The sequence below is a fragment of the Winogradskyella psychrotolerans RS-3 genome (assembly GCF_000427335.1).
Taxonomy (GTDB): Bacteria; Bacteroidota; Bacteroidia; order Flavobacteriales; family Flavobacteriaceae; genus Winogradskyella; species Winogradskyella psychrotolerans.
Genome location: NZ_ATMR01000184.1, coordinates 1 through 17119, shown reverse-complemented (window position 1 = coordinate 17119; position 17119 = coordinate 1). Strand labels below are relative to the sequence as shown.

The window sequence follows — 17119 nt, the reverse complement described above, 5'->3', positions numbered from 1 at the left end:
ATAGTCTACGGTATCCTGTAGACATAACGTAAATGTACCAGAATAACCTGAGGACTGCGTATCTACAGAAATGTAATAAATTTGACCTGGAATTAGGTCTACTGCACCCATGATTACGTCTTCATCATCGTATGAATATCTTTCACTTTGTATTTCTGTAGTGCCATCCGTTTGCCAAAGCGCCAATTGAGTACGTCGCTGAGTTCCTTTAGAGTCACCTCTATCAATGGTGATATTGATTTCACCAGTTGCGGGTGCTGTAAATTTAAACCAAACATTATTTTTAGGTCCATTAGTGTTCCAATTACTACCTTCATTCTTATCTGGAGTAGCGCCTATAATTGTATAGATTGCATCAGCGGAGCAATTGTTAATGATGTTGGTAACATCAATAGCGCCTTCATAAAAATCATAGTCTACGATATCTTGTAAGCATAAAGTAAATGTGCCAGAATAACCTGTGGACTGTGTATCTACAGAAATGTAATAAATAATACCTGGAGTTAGGTTTACGGCACCCATGGTTACGTCTTCGTTGTCGTATGCATATCTTTCACTTTGTATTTCTGTGATGCCATCCGCCAGCCAGAGCGCTAATTGAGTACGTCGCTGAGTTCCTTTAGAGTCACCTCTATCAACAGTGATATTGATTTCACCAGTTGCAGGTGCTGTAAATTTAAACCAAACATTATTTTTAGGTCCGTTATTGTTCCAATTGCTACCTTCATTCTTATCTGGAGTAGCACCTATAATTGTATAAGCAGCATCGGCAGAACAACTGTTAATAATTGTTGTTACATCTATGGCATTGGTAAAATCATCGTTTACAGGTGTCTGCGAAAATATAAGATTCACCATCAGAGAAAATAAAATCATAAAAACTGATTTCAATCTAAAGTTCAGTTTTGAGGAAATTATTTTCTCGAATTTAATATTTTCCATAAATTCTGTTTTCGGATGGATTAAATACAACATTTTGATATTATTTTTTATTATAATTTTCGAAGGCAAATATAGAATTTAATCTTTAAACGGCAAGAATATTCGGTAAAATGCAATATTTTGTAGTAATTTGTAATATTTAGAGAAATAACTTACACCATGTTGAAATCTTTATTATTGAAGTATGATTAAAGATTAGTAGACTATTTTTAGTTAGCTTTCTTTAAGAAATTTATTAAAAAAGAGGTGTTTTTAGCTATAATATTTAAATCAAGGAATCTATAAAATTAAGCTCCTAAGGGGTTTTGTTATTTTCTCGAAATCAAGAGGATTAAAAAAACAAAAATCAATTTTAAGACACTTTTTAGGCGCTTTAAGCCACTTTTAAGTAATTAACAAATGTTGATAATTATCAACTTCAATTCATAAATAGCTTTTAAAATGCGTTATAATTCCGTATATTTGTTAGTATTGAAAAATGATACACTGGTGTCATTTTTTTTATGTCAAAGAAGCTCTTAATTTTTAAAATGAAGTTGAAGGAAATTGAGATAGCTGAATTGATTCCGTCGAAGAGCGGAACTTTTTTAAATTAAAGATTCGAATTAAAAACGTATTCAAGATAATGAGCGAAAAAAGAGAAGAATTTAACAAGGATAACTATTCCGCAGATAGTATTCAGGCTTTAGAAGGCATGGAGCATGTGCGTATGCGTCCGTCGATGTATATTGGAGATACTGGTGTTAGAGGTTTACACCATTTAGTGTATGAGGTGGTCGATAACTCAATTGATGAAGCTTTAGCTGGTCACTGTGATAATATTACCGTAATCATAAATGAAGATAATTCTATTACGACAGAAGATGATGGTCGTGGTATTCCTGTCGATTTACATAAAAAAGAAGGTGTTTCTGCATTAGAGGTTGTAATGACTAAAATTGGTGCAGGTGGTAAGTTCGATAAGGATTCTTATAAAGTTTCTGGCGGACTACACGGTGTTGGTGTAAGTTGTGTTAACGCATTATCAGATAATTTAAAAGCAACAGTTTTTAGAAAAGGTGAAATCTGGGAGCAGGAATATGAAAAAGGGAAACCGATGTATCCTGTTAAGAAAGTTGGTGAAACTGAAAAAAGAGGAACCATTGTTACTTTTAAGCCAGATGCAACAATCTTTACGCAGACTTTAGAATATAACTACGATACCTTAGCGAGTCGTTTACGTGAGCTAGCATACCTTAATAAAGGTATCACAATTCATTTAATAGATAAGCGTCATAAAAAAGATGATGGTGAGTTTGAGGGTGAAACATTTCATTCTAAAGAAGGTCTTAGGGAATTTATCAAATTTTTAGATGGTAACCGTGAGCCTTTAACAAAAGAGGTTATTGCTTTCGAAGGAGAAAAGAATGGTGTACCAGTTGAGGTTGCTATGATTTATAACACCTCTTACGCAGAAAACTTACATTCTTATGTAAACAACATTAACACGCATGAAGGTGGAACTCACTTATCAGGTTTCCGTCGTGGTTTAACTCATACCCTTAAAAAGTATGCAGATGAATCTGGTATGTTAGACAAGTTGAAATTTGATATTGCTGGTGATGATTTCCGTGAAGGATTAACTGCTATTATTTCAGTAAAAGTTCAAGAACCACAATTTGAAGGACAAACAAAAACCAAATTAGGAAACCGTGAAGTTTCAGCAGCTGTAAGTCAGTCGGTTTCTGAAATGCTAACAGATTATTTGGAAGAAAATCCAGATGATGCTAAGATTATTGTACAGAAAGTAATCTTGGCAGCTCAAGCACGTCACGCAGCTCAAAAGGCACGTGAAATGGTTCAGCGTAAAACCGTAATGAGTATTGGAGGTTTACCTGGTAAATTATCTGATTGTTCTGAACAAGATCCTGCAAAATGTGAAGTTTATCTAGTCGAGGGAGATTCGGCAGGTGGAACAGCAAAACAAGGTCGTGACAGGATGTTTCAAGCGATTCTGCCATTAAGAGGTAAAATTCTTAATGTGGAAAAAGCAATGACACATAAGGTTTTTGAAAACGAAGAGATCAAAAATATCTTCACAGCTTTAGGTGTTACTATCGGAACAGAAGAAGATAGTAAAGCACTTAACCTTTCAAAATTAAGATACCATAAAATAGTTATTATGTGTGATGCCGATATCGATGGTTCGCATATTGAAACTTTAATCTTAACATTCTTCTTCCGTTATATGAAGGAGTTAATTGAAAACGGACATATCTATATTGCAACACCTCCTTTATTCTTAGTGAAAAAAGGAGCGAAAAAAGAATATGCTTGGAATGATGAGGAGCGCATGGCATTACAGGAGCAATTTGGTGATGGAGCAAAAATCCAACGTTATAAAGGTCTTGGAGAGATGAATGCAGAACAACTTTGGGATACTACAATGAATCCTGAGTTTAGAACATTACGTCAAATCCAGATTGATAATGGAGTAGAAGCCGATCGTGTATTCTCTATGTTAATGGGAGACGAGGTGCCACCACGTAGAGAGTTTATTGAGAAGAATGCTATTTATGCAAATATTGATGCGTAAATAACCTCATAAATAAATGAATAAAAAAGCAATTATGTAATTACATAGTTGCTTTTTTTATTAGCCTAATGATGAAGTTATCTGTACAAGGAAATTAAATACTTTCTTCTTTAACGGTAATTTTATTCGTAAATTTACACGTGTATTTAATACATAAATTACATATTAAAAATATATAATTGTGAAATACGCTTTTGTACTATTATATTGAGACAATAGTTTTAAGCGCGTTCCATTCGACATTAATTTAAAATAAAAAGAACAAATGAAAGTTACCGTAGTTGGCGCTGGTGCAGTAGGCGCAAGTTGTGCAGAGTATATTGCAATTAAAAATTTTGCTTCTGAAGTTGTAATCTTAGATATTAAAGAAGGTTATGCAGAAGGTAAAGCAATGGACTTAATGCAGTGTGCATCTTTAAATGGTTTTGACACTAAAATTACAGGAAGTACTAATGATTACTCTAAGACAGCAAATAGTGATATTTGTGTAATTACTTCTGGTATTCCTCGTAAACCAGGAATGACAAGAGAAGAGTTAATTGGAATCAATGCTGGTATTGTAAAGATGGTATCATCTAGCTTAGTAGAACACTCTCCTAATACAATTATCATTGTTGTTAGTAACCCAATGGATACAATGACGTATTTGGTACATAAAACTACAGGTTTACCAAAGCATAGAATTATAGGAATGGGTGGAGCTTTAGATTCTGCACGTTTTAAGTACAGATTGGCAGAAGCTTTAGAAGCGCCAATTAGTGATGTAGACGGAATGGTCATCGGTGGTCATAGCGATACAGGTATGGTGCCATTAATATCTCATGCCACAAGAAATAGTATTAAAGTTTCTGAGTTTTTATCAGAAGAGCGCTTAAATCAAGTTGCTGAAGATACTAAAGTTGGTGGAGCGACATTAACTAAATTATTAGGAACTTCGGCTTGGTATGCTCCAGGTGCTGCAGTTAGTGGTTTAGTTCAAGCGATTGCTTGCGACCAAAAGAAAATTTATCCGTGTTCTACATTATTAGAAGGTGAATATGGCTTATCTGATCTTTGTATTGGTGTGCCAGTTGTTTTAGGTAGAAATGGAATAGAGAAAATCGTTGATGTATCTTTAAGTGATGCTGAAAAAGAACACATGAAAGCAAGTGCTGAAGGTGTTAAGAAAACAAATGGATTATTAGAACTATAAGCTTTAATATTACATCTAATTTGAAAAACCTTACCGACTTTTTTGTTGGTAAGGTTTTTGTATACTAACGAGTAATCATAAAAAAGAAAAAAATGAAAAAAATACTATTATTTAGTTTTGCGTTAATGTTAAGTGTTGTCGCAACTGCCCAAGTTGAACTTACAGAAGGAGTTCTTATTGCTAATCAAACTATGTCTAGCGATAATGCACAAATGAATTCTCAGCTACAAGCTATGGGAGACTCAAAGGCGACAACCTATTTTAAAGGTGAAAAATCACGTAGCGAAACAAGTAGTCCAATGACAGGCGATATGGTTATCATTGTAGATGCCGTTGAAAAACAAATGTTAATGCTTTTAGATCAACCAGGTTTGGGCAAAAAATTTGTTTTACAATCTTTTGTTCCTACTGAAGAGGATTTAAAAAGTGTGACTGTAAAAAAAGGAGATGAAACAAAAACAGTATTGGGTTACGTATGTCAGCAATATTTTGTTAATATGAAACAAAACGGACAAGACGTAGAAATGCAAATGTTTACAACAGATAAAATTTCTGCTTTTAGCCACAACACTACAGCAATGGGTGATAAAATTGAAGGTTATCCGTTATATTTTGTAATGACGATGAACCAAATGGGTGCGAGTATCGTAGTAACATCAGAAATAACTGAGATTAAAGAAGAGTCTGTTTCAGATGATAAATTAAGCTTAACACCACCAGAAGGTTATACCAAAATGGAGGGTATGTAATTCAATTACATATAAGGTTTAAAATTTAAGATAAGGCTGTAGAAATACAGTCTTTATTTTTTGTCTATATTTGGCGCATGAAAACCAAACTGCATTTTGGATTGTTAGTTTTACTCTTGGCGTTTTTAGGAACGTATCTAGAGCAAAATACATTACCCAATCAACAGATTGTCGTGCAGTTTTCTGATTCAGATATTTCTTCAGAAGATGCAGAAATTACGATTGAAGCCATTCAAAATCAACTGCAAAGCATTGGTGTTACTCATATTCAAATAGGCCAGAATAATGAAGGCCAACTTAGAATAACTTATCATAGTGATAGCCATGTTAAATATATTCAGAATGCACTTTTTAATGTTGAAACGTTAAGAGTAGCATATAATTCTACTGATAATCCGTCCGATAATTTTCCTAAGCACAAAAGCGTTAAGGATTACGAGCTTAATATCTCTGAATTGAAGACCAATAATACTGTTAATTGGGACTTTGAACGTACTCAGGTTGTAGAGGTTAATCAGAAAGTAGATCGTTTTTTATATTCAAAGACCTATACTTTTGGTAATCATTTCTCTGATATTAAAATCAATTACAGCATTAAAGTTGCTATTGGAATTAATAATGACGCTACTGTATCAATTAATACTATTTCCCATATCATTCCTGAAGTACGAGCAGGACCAACTGCCTAAAAGGAATTATATAATCTCAAATAATTCCACTTCATTTCAAAGCGTTTTTTCAATCAAAAAACTCAAAATCAATTTATAAAAAAAGATTGTCGAATTATAGTGTAAGCTCTATATTTGCGCGTTAAAAAAAATCGACATTAAACAAAAATCACAATGCAAAACAAAGGAATAATTAAGCTTTTTGCGCTTTTATTTGGTTTGGTAAGTATCTACCAATTATCATTTACTTTCAAAGCGAATCAAATAGAAGCTAATGCAGAACAAGCAGCAATTGCTAAATATGCTGATACAGAAGAGGATTACCAAACGAAAAGAAATATAGAAGAGGCTCGCTATTTAGATTCGTTGAAAACTTCAAAAATTAAAGTAGGTGAGAACTTTGAGTCTATCGAAGTTTACAATTTAGGTGTTGCACAATACACTTATAGCGAAGTTGAAAATAATGCCATGAACTTAGGTTTAGACCTTAAAGGTGGTATTAATGTAATTCTTCAAATTTCAGTAAAAGACATCTTAAAAGGTTTATCTAATAAAAGCAAAAACCCAGTTTTTAATAAAGCCTTAGATGATGCCGATGAATTACAAAAAGATTCACAAGATTCTTATTTACAATCTTTCTTTACAGCATTTGATGCTATTAAAGGAGATACCAAATTAGCATCTCCAGATATTTTTGCAAATCGTACGCTAAGTGACGAGATTAAATTCGATATGTCAGACAATGAAGTTAAAAGCATTATCGAAACAAAAATTGATGAGTCTATCGTTTCAGCTTTCGAAGTATTACGTAAACGTATTGATAAGTTTGGTGTAACATCACCTAATATTCAACGCTTAGGAAACTCGGGTCGTATTCTTTTAGAATTACCTGGAGCAAAAGATATTGAGCGTGTTACGGAGTTAGTAACCACAACGGCTCAATTAGAGTTTTGGGAAACGTACAAGACACAAGATGTTTTACCTTATTTAATGGAGGTTAACCAAAATTTGGTTGAAGAAAATAATAAGAAAGAAACAAACGATGAGGTTGCAGATGTAACGGAAGATCAAGAAGAAGATACTTCAGATGTTATTAATGAACTTACAGGCCAAATAGAAACAGATACTACAGATGTTGCCAATATTAATCCTTTAGGAATTCAAGGTTATGGAAATGGTGGTTCAGTAGTTGGTATGTTTTTATCTAAGGATAAAGAAAAGGTAATGGAGCATTTAAATGCCTCAAAAAACAGAGCTTCTTTACCTGCAGAAATGCGCTATGTAAGATTTGTATGGGGATTACAAAATGAAGATTCTGAGTTTTCAGAGCTTTATGCTATTAAAGGTAATAGAGATGGTGAACCAGAATTGAGTGGAGATGTAATTACTGGTGCAGATCAAGATTACGATCAACTAAGCAGACCTGCCGTAAGTATGCAAATGAACTCTAAAGGAGCTAAGGTTTGGGAAGAAATGACCAAAAAGGCTTACGAAACTCAAGGTAATATTGCTATTGTATTAGATAACACAGTGTATTCTGCACCAAGTGTAACAACAGGAGCAATAGCTGGTGGTAGATCTCAAATTTCAGGATCATTTTCACTAACTGAGGCTGTCGATTTAGCTAACGTTTTAAGAGCTGGTAAATTACCTGCTTCTGCTCAGATTGTTCAATCAGATATCGTAGGGCCATCATTAGGACAAGAAGCTATTGATAGTGGAATGAAATCATTCGTTATCGCTTTAGCGTTTGTATTACTTTGGATGATTTTTTACTACGGAAAAGCAGGTGGATTTGCAGATATCGCTTTAATGTTAAACATCTTATTAATCTTTGGTGTGTTAGCAAGTTTAGGTGCCGTACTAACCTTACCTGGTATTGCAGGTATTGTATTGACGATTGGTATTTCGGTCGATGCAAACGTACTTATCTTTGAGCGTATTAAAGAGGAACTCGCAAAAGGAAAAACACAAAAAGAATCTGTAAAAGATGGTTTCTCTAATGCGTTGTCTTCAATTTTAGATGCTAACATTACAACCGGTTTAACCGCTTTAATATTATTTGTATTTGGTACAGGACCAATTAAAGGTTTTGCAACAACATTAATCATTGGTATTTTAACATCATTATTTACAGCAATTTTCATTACACGTTTATTAGTAGACTGGTATGTTAATAGAGGAGGTAAATTAGATTTCTCTACAGGTTTAACTAAAAACTTATTTACCAATGTAAATATCGATTTCTTGAAGAAACGTAAGATTGCTTATGCTTTTTCTGGAGCATTAATCTTAGCCAGTTTGGGATCACTATTTGTTGGTCCAGGATTAGATCAAGGTATTGACTTCGTTGGAGGTAGAACCTACCAAGTGCGTTTTGATCAAGACATGAGCGTTGAAGAAGTTAAAAACGAACTTGAGGTTGTCTTTGAAAGTGCGGAAGTAAAAACTATTGGTGGGCCAAACCAATTAAAGATTTCTACTAAATATAAAGTAGAAGATAGTTCATTAGAGGCTGATGAAGAGATAGAATCTATGTTGTTTACAGCATTACAGAAATACCTTCCGGAAGGCATGACTTATGCTGAATTCTTAGACGGTTCTGGTGATAAGAAAATTGGTAAAATGCTATCTAGTAAAGTGAGTCCAACAATTGCAGATGATATTCAAAAAGCATCTATTTGGGCAATTTTAGGATCGTTAGTTGTGGTATTTTTATACATCTTATTTAGATTTAAAAAATGGCAATTCTCTCTTGGTGCTGTTGCGGCAGTTTTCCATGATGTATTAATTGTATTAGGTATCTATTCATTAACATGGAGATTTATGCCATTTAGCATGGAGGTTGATCAAACTTTTATCGCGGCAATCTTAACGGTAATTGGTTACTCACTGAATGATACCGTTGTTGTATTCGATAGAATTAGAGAGTACTTCAATGAAAACTTAGGTTGGAAATTTGATACTACAATTAACAAATCTATAAACAGTACTATTAGTAGAACTTTAAATACGTCGTTAACAACTCTAGTTGTGTTATTGGCAATGTTCTTATTTGGTGCAGACTCACTTAAAGATTTATTATTCGCTTTAATTTTAGGTGTAATAGTTGGTACATACTCTTCAGTATTTATTGCAACACCTATTATGTACGATACCGCTAAAAAAGGTAACGTAGCAGAAGCACTTAAGACTAAAGTGAAAGAAGAAGCTGAAGAAGCTTAAGCTTTAAAATATATTCTATTCTGAAGTCATTCAGAGTTAAAAATGCCTTTCTTAATTGAAGGGCATTTTTTTTATGATATAATTTTAATGCTTTATTAAGATTCGTGTTTATAGAAGTAGATGAGTTCTATGTATGCTTCGCCATCCATTCATGCGTTGTATTCCATAACGACGCTTTAAACTGACTTCGAAAGAACCCAAAATGACCAACATTTGAAATCCCTAAATCGTCAGGAATAATATGTTGTCTGTCCAATTTGGCTTTGATGAATTGTTCTGCCAACCAATCTACAGATGCTTTTGGTGCAAACTTATCTTTAGTGAAACTTAATGCTAATAAAGGTTTATTGAAGTTTTTAAATTGAAGGTCATCAAAATCAAATTCACGTAACATATAATCTTTATGCTTTCCCCAGCGACTCCATTGATAAACCATTTGTTTAGGAAGATTTTCAAATAGCTTTATTTTTTTAGCAGGAAAGTAACTAAATAACGGAGTTAGTGTTGGAATCAGAGCATACCAAAATGCGAACATTCTGAAACGCTCAAAACCTTTCCAAAGTTTCCAATAGCCACTTTGTGAAGCGACCGTTATTATAGCATCAACTTGAGAGATGTTTTTATTGAAAGCTAAAATTTGGCCTCCAATACTATGAGTAATAATAATTATTTTGTGAGTTGGGTTTTGAGATTTTGCATAGTCTACAACTGAGGCTTGGTCATTTTCTCCCCAAGCTTTCAAGTCAATAGTACTTTGTTTTAAGTCTGAAATACTCAAATTAGATTTTCCAATACCTGAATAATCGAAGGTGTAAACGGTATAGCCTAATTCTGAAAAATAGGTAGCAAATTTGTAATAGTAATGTTGTAAAACGCCAGTGGCAGACGAAATAATAATACTTTTATTAATTGAAGTATTCGGTTTAAAAACCGAAAGACTTAAGTGATGCCCTAAAGGAGTAGTGATATCTAAACCGATGGGTTTAGTCATCGGTTTGTGTGAAACTAATCTTATCTCCAACGGCAAGTTGCCAAACATCAGAAAGTCCGCCGTAAACCTCTAAAACATATTTTGCAGGTGCTTCAGACGGAAGCGAAGTTTCATCCATAGGTTTTGCATTCTTTTGAAAACTTACGATCGTTTTGTCTTCATCAATATAAATAATGTCTAAAGGAATCTTGGTGTTTTTCATGTAGAAACTTCGCATTTCAACATCTGGAAATATAAATAACATCCCCTGATTAGCTTCGAGTGTCGTTCTATACATTAAACCCGTTTGGGTAGCGTATTCGTCATCTGAAATTTCTATATCTATAGTCTTTATTAAAGAATCTGAATCTGCCTTTTTTAGTGAAAGCGTACCTTCTTTTTTAAAGTTAACGACAACTTTATCTGCGATTATTGTTTTCTTGTCTTCTTTACAAGAGGAAAGAAGTGCAAGTCCTAAAACAATAAGTCCAGATTTTATAAACACTTGAATATGCATTTAGCTCAGTTTTGTTTTAGGTTTATAGATAAACATAAAGTAAAGACCTATAATTATAAAAGGGATACTTAGCCATTGACCTGTATTTAATACCCAATCAGCACGTTCAATATTCTGCGCTTCTTTAACAAACTCTACAAAGAATCTTACAGACCAAAGTAATACTAAAAACAGACCGAATAAGAAACCTTGCTGTTCAGATTTTTTTGTTTTCCAATAGAAGTAAAATAGTATTAAGAATACGAAAACATAACAGAATGCTTCGTACAATTGCGCTGGATGCCTTGGCGCGGTTTCACCTAATTGTTTAAATACCACACCAAAATCGCTACCAGTATATTTTCCAATGATTTCTGAATTTATAAAGTTTCCGATTCTAACAAATACAGCACCTAAAGCCACAGGGATCACTACACGATCTAAAATCCAAAGGACAGTTTTATGTAATACTTTTTTATTATAGATATACATAGAAATAATCATAGCAATGGCAGCACCATGACTTGCTAAGCCTTGAAAGCCTGTGAATTCAAAACCTCCTTTAAATTTGAAAGGTAAAAAGATGCTAAAAAAGTCTTCTGAAATTAATTCAGGTTGGTAAAAGATAACGTGGCCTAATCTTGCTCCAAGCATAATACCTACTACAGAATATATAAACAAAGAATCTAAGGCGTCATCTGATTGACCTTCGTTTTTGTAAATGCGCTTGGTGATGTTGAAGCCTAAAACAAAGGCTGTAATCCACATAAGGCTGTAAAAATGAAGTTTAAAAAATCCTAAATCAATAAACTTAATAGGATCCCAATCAATCTGTAATAAATACATAGTTATTCTGTTTATGCTGTAAATATAATGAAGTGATTTTAACTTTTTGTTTTGTAGCGAAAATTATAGATTTTTTAACTTGATAAAGTCTTTTTTAAATAGCCTTAACTACGGAAAGAGAACACGTCGAAAACAAGTTGAAGCCAGAATTTGCAGTAAAAACAAGAAAATAAAATCATTTCTTCAATTTGATAGCGATTAGAAATGAGATTAACGTGTATATTAATTCTCTTTTGGAGGAACAGGATCAAAACCACTACCTCCCCAAGGCGACGGAACGTAAAGAAAATGTACAGTGTACATTTTTAGAGAACGGGTGAGCTGGCGCGTTGGCAACATTTTTAGTTGTCATCTTTTCCCGGAACAGGGTCGAAACCACTACCTCTCCAAGGCGACGGAACGTAAAGAAAATGTACGGAGTAAATTTTTAGAGAACGGGCGAGCTTGCGCGTTGGCAAAATTTTTAGTTGTCATCTTTTCCTGGAACTGGGTCGAAACCACTACCTCCCCAGGGGTGACAACTAAAAATACGCTTCACAGCTAACCAACCGCCTTTAAAAAAACCATGAACTTCTAAAGCTTCCTTAGCATAATGAGAACAGGTGGGTTGGTATCTGCATGTCGCAGGTGTCATTGGTGAAATAAATGTCTGATAGAATTTAATCAGTAATAAAAATGGATATGTTAAGAGTTTCTTCACGATTAGTTTGTCGTAAAAGTCGTGCCTTCTCTACTGTCATTTAGTTGAATTCCAGCTTCAGCCAATTCATCTCTGATTTTATCAGACAATGCAAAATCTTTATTTAAACGGGCGTCTTTCCTAAGGTTGATTAAAATTTCAACAGCACCAATTAGTTTATTACCGCCTGCACTTTCTTTTGAAATATTTATCAAACCAAGAACATCAAAGACAAAAGTTTCAATCGTTTCTTTTAAAAGCGCTAAATCTTCAGGCGTAACAGTCGCACTTCCATCCTTTACTTGGTTGATGAATTTTACAGCTTCAAAAAGTGAAGCAATTAAAATCGGAGTATTAAAATCATCATTCATCGCATCGTAGCATTTCTGCTTCCAATCTGTAATGTTGAATAAAGATGAAGAATTTGTCTTTAAATTATCAATTATACCAATGGCATCCATAAGTCTATGGAATCCCTTTTCGGCAGCTGATAAGCCGTCATCAGTTAAATCTAAAACACTTCTGTATGATGCTTGCATCATAAAAAAGCGAATGACACTTGGGTTATAAGCTTTAGACATAATATCATTGTCGCCAGAAAGTAACTCTGCTGGATTGATATAATTTCCAGTGGATTTACTCATACGAGCACCATTAAGCTCTAGCATATTGGCATGCATCCAGTACTTTACAGGAGCTTGACCTTTTGAAGCTTGGTTTTGTGCAATTTCACATTCGTGATGTGGGAATTTTAAATCCATTCCACCCCCATGAATATCAAAATAATCACCAAGATATTTAGTGCTCATTGCAGTACATTCTAAATGCCATCCTGGGAAACCATCACTCCAAGGAGAAGGCCAACGCATAATATGAGTGGGTTCTGCTTTCTTCCAAAGAGCAAAATCTTGAGGGTTTTTCTTGTCGCTTTGTCCGTCTAGCGCACGCGTGTTATGAATTAAATCTTCAAGCTTACGTTTGCTCAAAATACCGTATTCGTTAGATTCATTGTATTTATGAACATCAAAATAAACAGAACCATTTACAGTATAAGCAAAGCCATTATCTATAATAGATTGAATTAATTCAATTTGTTCTATGATATGACCTGTTGCAGTAGGCTCAATACTCGGTGGTAAAAAATTAAAAGTATTGAGTACATTATGGAAATCAACGGTATAACGCTGAACAATTTCCATAGGCTCTATGGCTTCTAATCTTGCTTTTTTGGTGATTTTATCTTCACCAACATCAGCGTCATTTTCTAAATGTCCGGCATCTGTAATGTTTCTCACATAGCGCACTTTATAACCTAAGTGTTTCAGGTAACGAAAAATCATATCAAAAGACATAAACGTTCTCACATTACCCAAATGTACATTACTGTAAACGGTAGGTCCACAAACATACATTCCAACATAGCCATCAGTTATGGGTTGAAAAATTTCCTTTTCACCAGTAAGTGTATTGTATAATTTTATGTGCTGTGTATTGTATAATGACATGATGCGATTTTTGAAAAATGAATCAATATATGATGTAAACTAATCTAGTAAATTTGACCTAAAATTGCGTGTCTAATTTAATATAGTCTAAAAGCTCTCTTCGAGTTTCTTTCTCATTAAATTTCCCTCCAAACTCTGAAGTAACAGTGCTACTCTCAATATCTCTTATACCACGAGAATTAACACATAAATGTTTGGCATCAATGATACAAGCAACATCAGCAGTCCCTAAAACATCTTGAAGTTCTTTTACAACTTGAATCGTTAATCGTTCTTGCACTTGTGGTCTTTTAGCATAATAGTCTACAATTCTATTCATTTTAGATAAACCTACGACGGTACCATTAGAAATGTATGCAATATGGGCTCTTCCAACTATAGGTAGCAAGTGATGCTCGCAAGTAGAATAAACAGTGATGTTTTTTTCTACAAGCATTTCACCATATTTGTATTTATTATCAAAGGTTGAGGCAGTAGGTTTCTTATTAGGATCTAAGCCACCAAAAATCTCATTAACAAACATTTTAGCAACTCTATTTGGTGTGCCTTTAAGGCTGTCGTCAGTTAAGTCTAAGCCTAAAGTTTCTAATATATGTTTAACATCACCTTTAATGCTTTCTATTTTTTCAGCGTTTGATAGTTTAAAGGCGTCAGGTCGTAAAGGTGTATCACTAGATGATCCTATATGGTCATCTCCTAAAGCATCAATATCGTTAAAATCACTTTCGATTTTCATTGTAATATAATTGTTAGCAGTTTTTAAAAACGAGTGGCAAAGATAAACAATAAAAATAGTTTGAATGAGGTAGGGGTTTTATAATTATAACTGTTATATAAGTAAAACCGTTAAAACTCCAATATCCTTGGACGAATTAACAATTGGTTTCCTAAAATTTTCTTAATTTTCGAAATTCTAATATTCTGAATTATCTATGAAAAAACTACAATTTATCTTTATGCTGATGCTCATACCTTTATGTGTGTTTAGTCAACAATCCATTCAAAAAAAGCCGTTGCCATTAGTTGAATATAATGACAATGTTAATATGCCATTAACGGCTGTTGAGCGTGCTCAAATAATTGAAGCCTATGGAGAATCTGCCGAAAAGCTTGTTTTTAGTATTCCTCATCGCTTAAAAAGCATAAAAAATATTCTTAGAAATAGGGTAGAGGTAAAATTAATAGTTAATAAAAATGAAAAGAAAGCTTGGCCTAAACTATCAGAAGTTTCTGGAGTAGAGAAAAGCAAATCATTTGATCGTAATAATTTTAATCCTTTAATGTACGGTTTCAATTTTAATACAAGATTTGGAGCTACGTATCAAATAGATAACACCAATTATTATATTATCATAAAATCTCAATATCAATAAAAAAATAAAAGCATGAAATACATATTTACTATAATCCCTCTATTATTTTCATCACTTTTATTCGCTCAAGATGTTAATATGCAAACCGCTACAGTTAATCAATGTGGAGGTGTTTTTTATGATTCTGGCGGAGAGTTTTCTAGTTACGATAACGATGAAAATTTTATATTGACTATTTGTCCAGAAAATCCTGGTGAAAGAGTTCGGTTAGAATTTACAGATTTCTTCACTCAAGGTGGAGGGACTCCAGATGTCATGTCTATTTTTAATGGTGATTCTGTTGCAGCTACTTCGTATGGAGATTTTTCAGGACCTGATAGTCCTGGTATTGTTCAAGCAAGTGTTAATAATACTTCAGGGTGTTTAACGATACAATTTATTTCTGATGGTGCAGGAAGTGTTAATGGTTGGGCTGCAACTATATCTTGTCTAACCGATTGTCAGACAATTAATTCGCAAATAGACTCTGCAAGTCCTGCTCCTAATGGAGATGGATATATTAGAGTTTGTCCTGATGAAGAAATAACCTTAACAGGTAGTGGTACGTTTTCTACAAGTGGAGCAGGAGCAACTTACGAATGGGATTTAGGCGATGGTAATACGATTGCAGGTCAAACGGCTACATTTTCATACCCAAACCCTGGGGTTTATATTGTAAACTTAAATATACGTGATGATAATACTTCAACTGATCCAGAGGGTTGTGATAATAATAATTTAATTAACCAAATAATTCAGGTCGGAACTGAGGCTGATTTTACAGGTACACAAGCAACTAATATAATACTTTGTTATGGTGAAAGTACAGATATCGTAGGTGAAGTAGAAGCTGTGGAATTTATTAATGATTGTGCACCGCCTGTTAGTGGGATTCTTGAATTACCTGATGATAACGGTGTGCCGTTTGATTCTTCTATCACTGTAGATTGTTATGATTCTGCTCAAACACTTACTGATGTGAATCAATTAGTTAGTGTTTGTATAACCATGGAGCATTCTTATTTGGGGGATTTAGAAATTCAAATTATATCACCTAGTGGACAAACCATTAATTTAGTTGATTATACAAATGGTGGTGGTTCTGCGAACTTAGGACAACCATGGTCTGTAGGTACTGTTGATGGAAATAGTGGTAATCCTACTCCTGGGAGAGGAAGCCGATATTGCTTTGTGCCAGATGATAGTTTAGATAGTTTAATAGAAGGAATTGTAGAAGGAGGAACGTTTGTAAATGGTGATGGTCCAGACACTTATGAAGACTCATATGTCCCGCCAGGTAGCTACAGTTCAGAAGACTCATTCAATGGACTTTTAGGGTCGCCTTTAAATGGGGATTGGACGATTAGAGTAGTAGATCATCTAGGCGCAGATAATGGTTATATTTTTGCATGGAGTATAGAGTTTGATCCTAACCTTCAACCTCCAGAGCTTTCATTTACACCTGTAATTGAGACTGAAGCGTGGGACGCAGACCCTACGATAACAAATACAGCAGGAAATGTTATTACAGTGCAACCACCTGCAGCGGGCCAATATTGTTATACATATAGAGCTACTGATGATTTTGGATGTGAATATACTGAAGAAGTGTGTATCGATGTTTTACCTGAGTTAATAACTGATGCACCACTCAGTTTATTTGTATGTGATACCGGTATTCCGCCTTACTTTTTTAATTTAGATTCCAATACACCAGTGGTAACTGCTAGCGCTACAAACGCTAGTGATTTGGTGATTACGTATCACAATTCACTTGCTGAAGCAGAAAATGATCTAGCGGCTATACCTACCGCAGGAAATTATGATGGCGTTGACGGTGAAACTATACATGTTAGAATAGAGTATTTAAATTCTGGGTGTTATGATACATATCCTTTTACTTTAAACGTGGCAGGTCAA

14 protein-coding genes are annotated in these 17119 nt (G+C 34.0%); 7 read left to right on the top strand and 7 right to left on the bottom strand.

Annotation, left to right across the window (positions count from 1 at the left end; genetic code table 11):
* A partial coding sequence (locus ADIWIN_RS16800; RefSeq protein ID WP_152487287.1) for a hypothetical protein occupies positions 1 to 876 on the bottom strand: 876 nt, incomplete at its 3' end.
* Between the two features lie 691 nt (positions 877 to 1567).
* Between ADIWIN_RS16800 and gyrB the strand changes: the two genes are divergently transcribed.
* The 5 genes from gyrB (at position 1568) to secDF (ending at position 9351) form a co-directional block, all read left to right on the top strand.
* Positions 1568 to 3517, top strand: a complete 1950-nt coding sequence (gyrB, locus tag ADIWIN_RS16795; protein ID WP_020897309.1) for a DNA topoisomerase (ATP-hydrolyzing) subunit B — start codon at positions 1568 to 1570, stop codon at positions 3515 to 3517.
* 265 nt (positions 3518 to 3782) lie between these two features.
* On the top strand, positions 3783 to 4709 hold the full coding sequence (gene mdh / locus ADIWIN_RS16790) for a malate dehydrogenase (RefSeq protein ID WP_020897308.1): 927 nt from the start codon (positions 3783 to 3785) through the stop codon (positions 4707 to 4709).
* A gap of 92 nt (positions 4710 to 4801) precedes the next feature.
* The gene (locus tag ADIWIN_RS16785) at positions 4802 to 5458 is read left to right on the top strand and encodes a hypothetical protein (RefSeq protein WP_020897307.1); all 657 of its coding nucleotides are present in this window, start codon (positions 4802 to 4804) and stop codon (positions 5456 to 5458) included.
* 77 nt (positions 5459 to 5535) lie between these two features.
* On the top strand, positions 5536 to 6147 hold the full coding sequence (locus ADIWIN_RS16780; RefSeq protein ID WP_020897306.1) for a hypothetical protein: 612 nt from the start codon (positions 5536 to 5538) through the stop codon (positions 6145 to 6147).
* Positions 6148 to 6300: 153 nt separating this feature from the next.
* Positions 6301 to 9351 carry a protein translocase subunit SecDF gene (gene secDF, locus ADIWIN_RS16775; protein ID WP_020897305.1) on the top strand — a complete coding sequence of 1017 codons (3051 nt, stop codon included), beginning with the start codon at positions 6301 to 6303 and terminating at the stop codon, positions 9349 to 9351.
* 127 nt (positions 9352 to 9478) lie between these two features.
* Here secDF and ADIWIN_RS16770 read toward each other — a convergent pair whose 3' ends face one another.
* From ADIWIN_RS16770 to folE, 6 genes are all read right to left on the bottom strand, one after another.
* A complete protein-coding gene (locus tag ADIWIN_RS16770) occupies positions 9479 to 10342 on the bottom strand; it encodes an alpha/beta hydrolase family protein (RefSeq protein WP_020897304.1) in 864 nt (287 codons plus the stop codon).
* The gene (locus tag ADIWIN_RS16765; RefSeq protein ID WP_020897303.1) at positions 10335 to 10838 is read right to left on the bottom strand and encodes a DUF192 domain-containing protein; all 504 of its coding nucleotides are present in this window, start codon (positions 10836 to 10838) and stop codon (positions 10335 to 10337) included. The genes ADIWIN_RS16770 and ADIWIN_RS16765 overlap by 8 nt, the downstream gene beginning before the upstream one ends.
* Entirely contained in the window at positions 10839 to 11663 is an 825-nt protein-coding gene (gene lgt, locus ADIWIN_RS16760) for a prolipoprotein diacylglyceryl transferase (protein WP_020897302.1), read from the bottom strand.
* Between the two features lie 463 nt (positions 11664 to 12126).
* Entirely contained in the window at positions 12127 to 12363 is a 237-nt protein-coding gene (yidD, locus tag ADIWIN_RS16755; protein ID WP_020897300.1) for a membrane protein insertion efficiency factor YidD, read from the bottom strand.
* Positions 12364 to 12365: 2 nt separating this feature from the next.
* Complete coding sequence (cysS, locus tag ADIWIN_RS16750; RefSeq protein ID WP_020897299.1) at positions 12366 to 13847, bottom strand: cysteine--tRNA ligase; 1482 nt, start codon at positions 13845 to 13847, stop codon at positions 12366 to 12368.
* A 58-nt stretch (positions 13848 to 13905) separates the two neighbouring features.
* Complete coding sequence (gene folE / locus ADIWIN_RS16745) at positions 13906 to 14583, bottom strand: GTP cyclohydrolase I FolE (RefSeq protein ID WP_020897298.1); 678 nt, start codon at positions 14581 to 14583, stop codon at positions 13906 to 13908.
* A 196-nt stretch (positions 14584 to 14779) separates the two neighbouring features.
* Here folE and ADIWIN_RS16740 point away from each other — a divergent pair, with 196 nt between their 5' ends.
* Both ADIWIN_RS16740 and ADIWIN_RS16735 read left to right on the top strand, forming a co-directional pair.
* Positions 14780 to 15220: a hypothetical protein gene (locus ADIWIN_RS16740; protein ID WP_040757652.1), complete on the top strand. Its 441-nt coding sequence runs from the start codon at positions 14780 to 14782 to the stop codon at positions 15218 to 15220.
* A 12-nt stretch (positions 15221 to 15232) separates the two neighbouring features.
* The coding region (locus tag ADIWIN_RS16735; protein WP_152487286.1) for a PKD domain-containing protein at positions 15233 to 17119 on the top strand (1887 nt) is incomplete at its 3' end.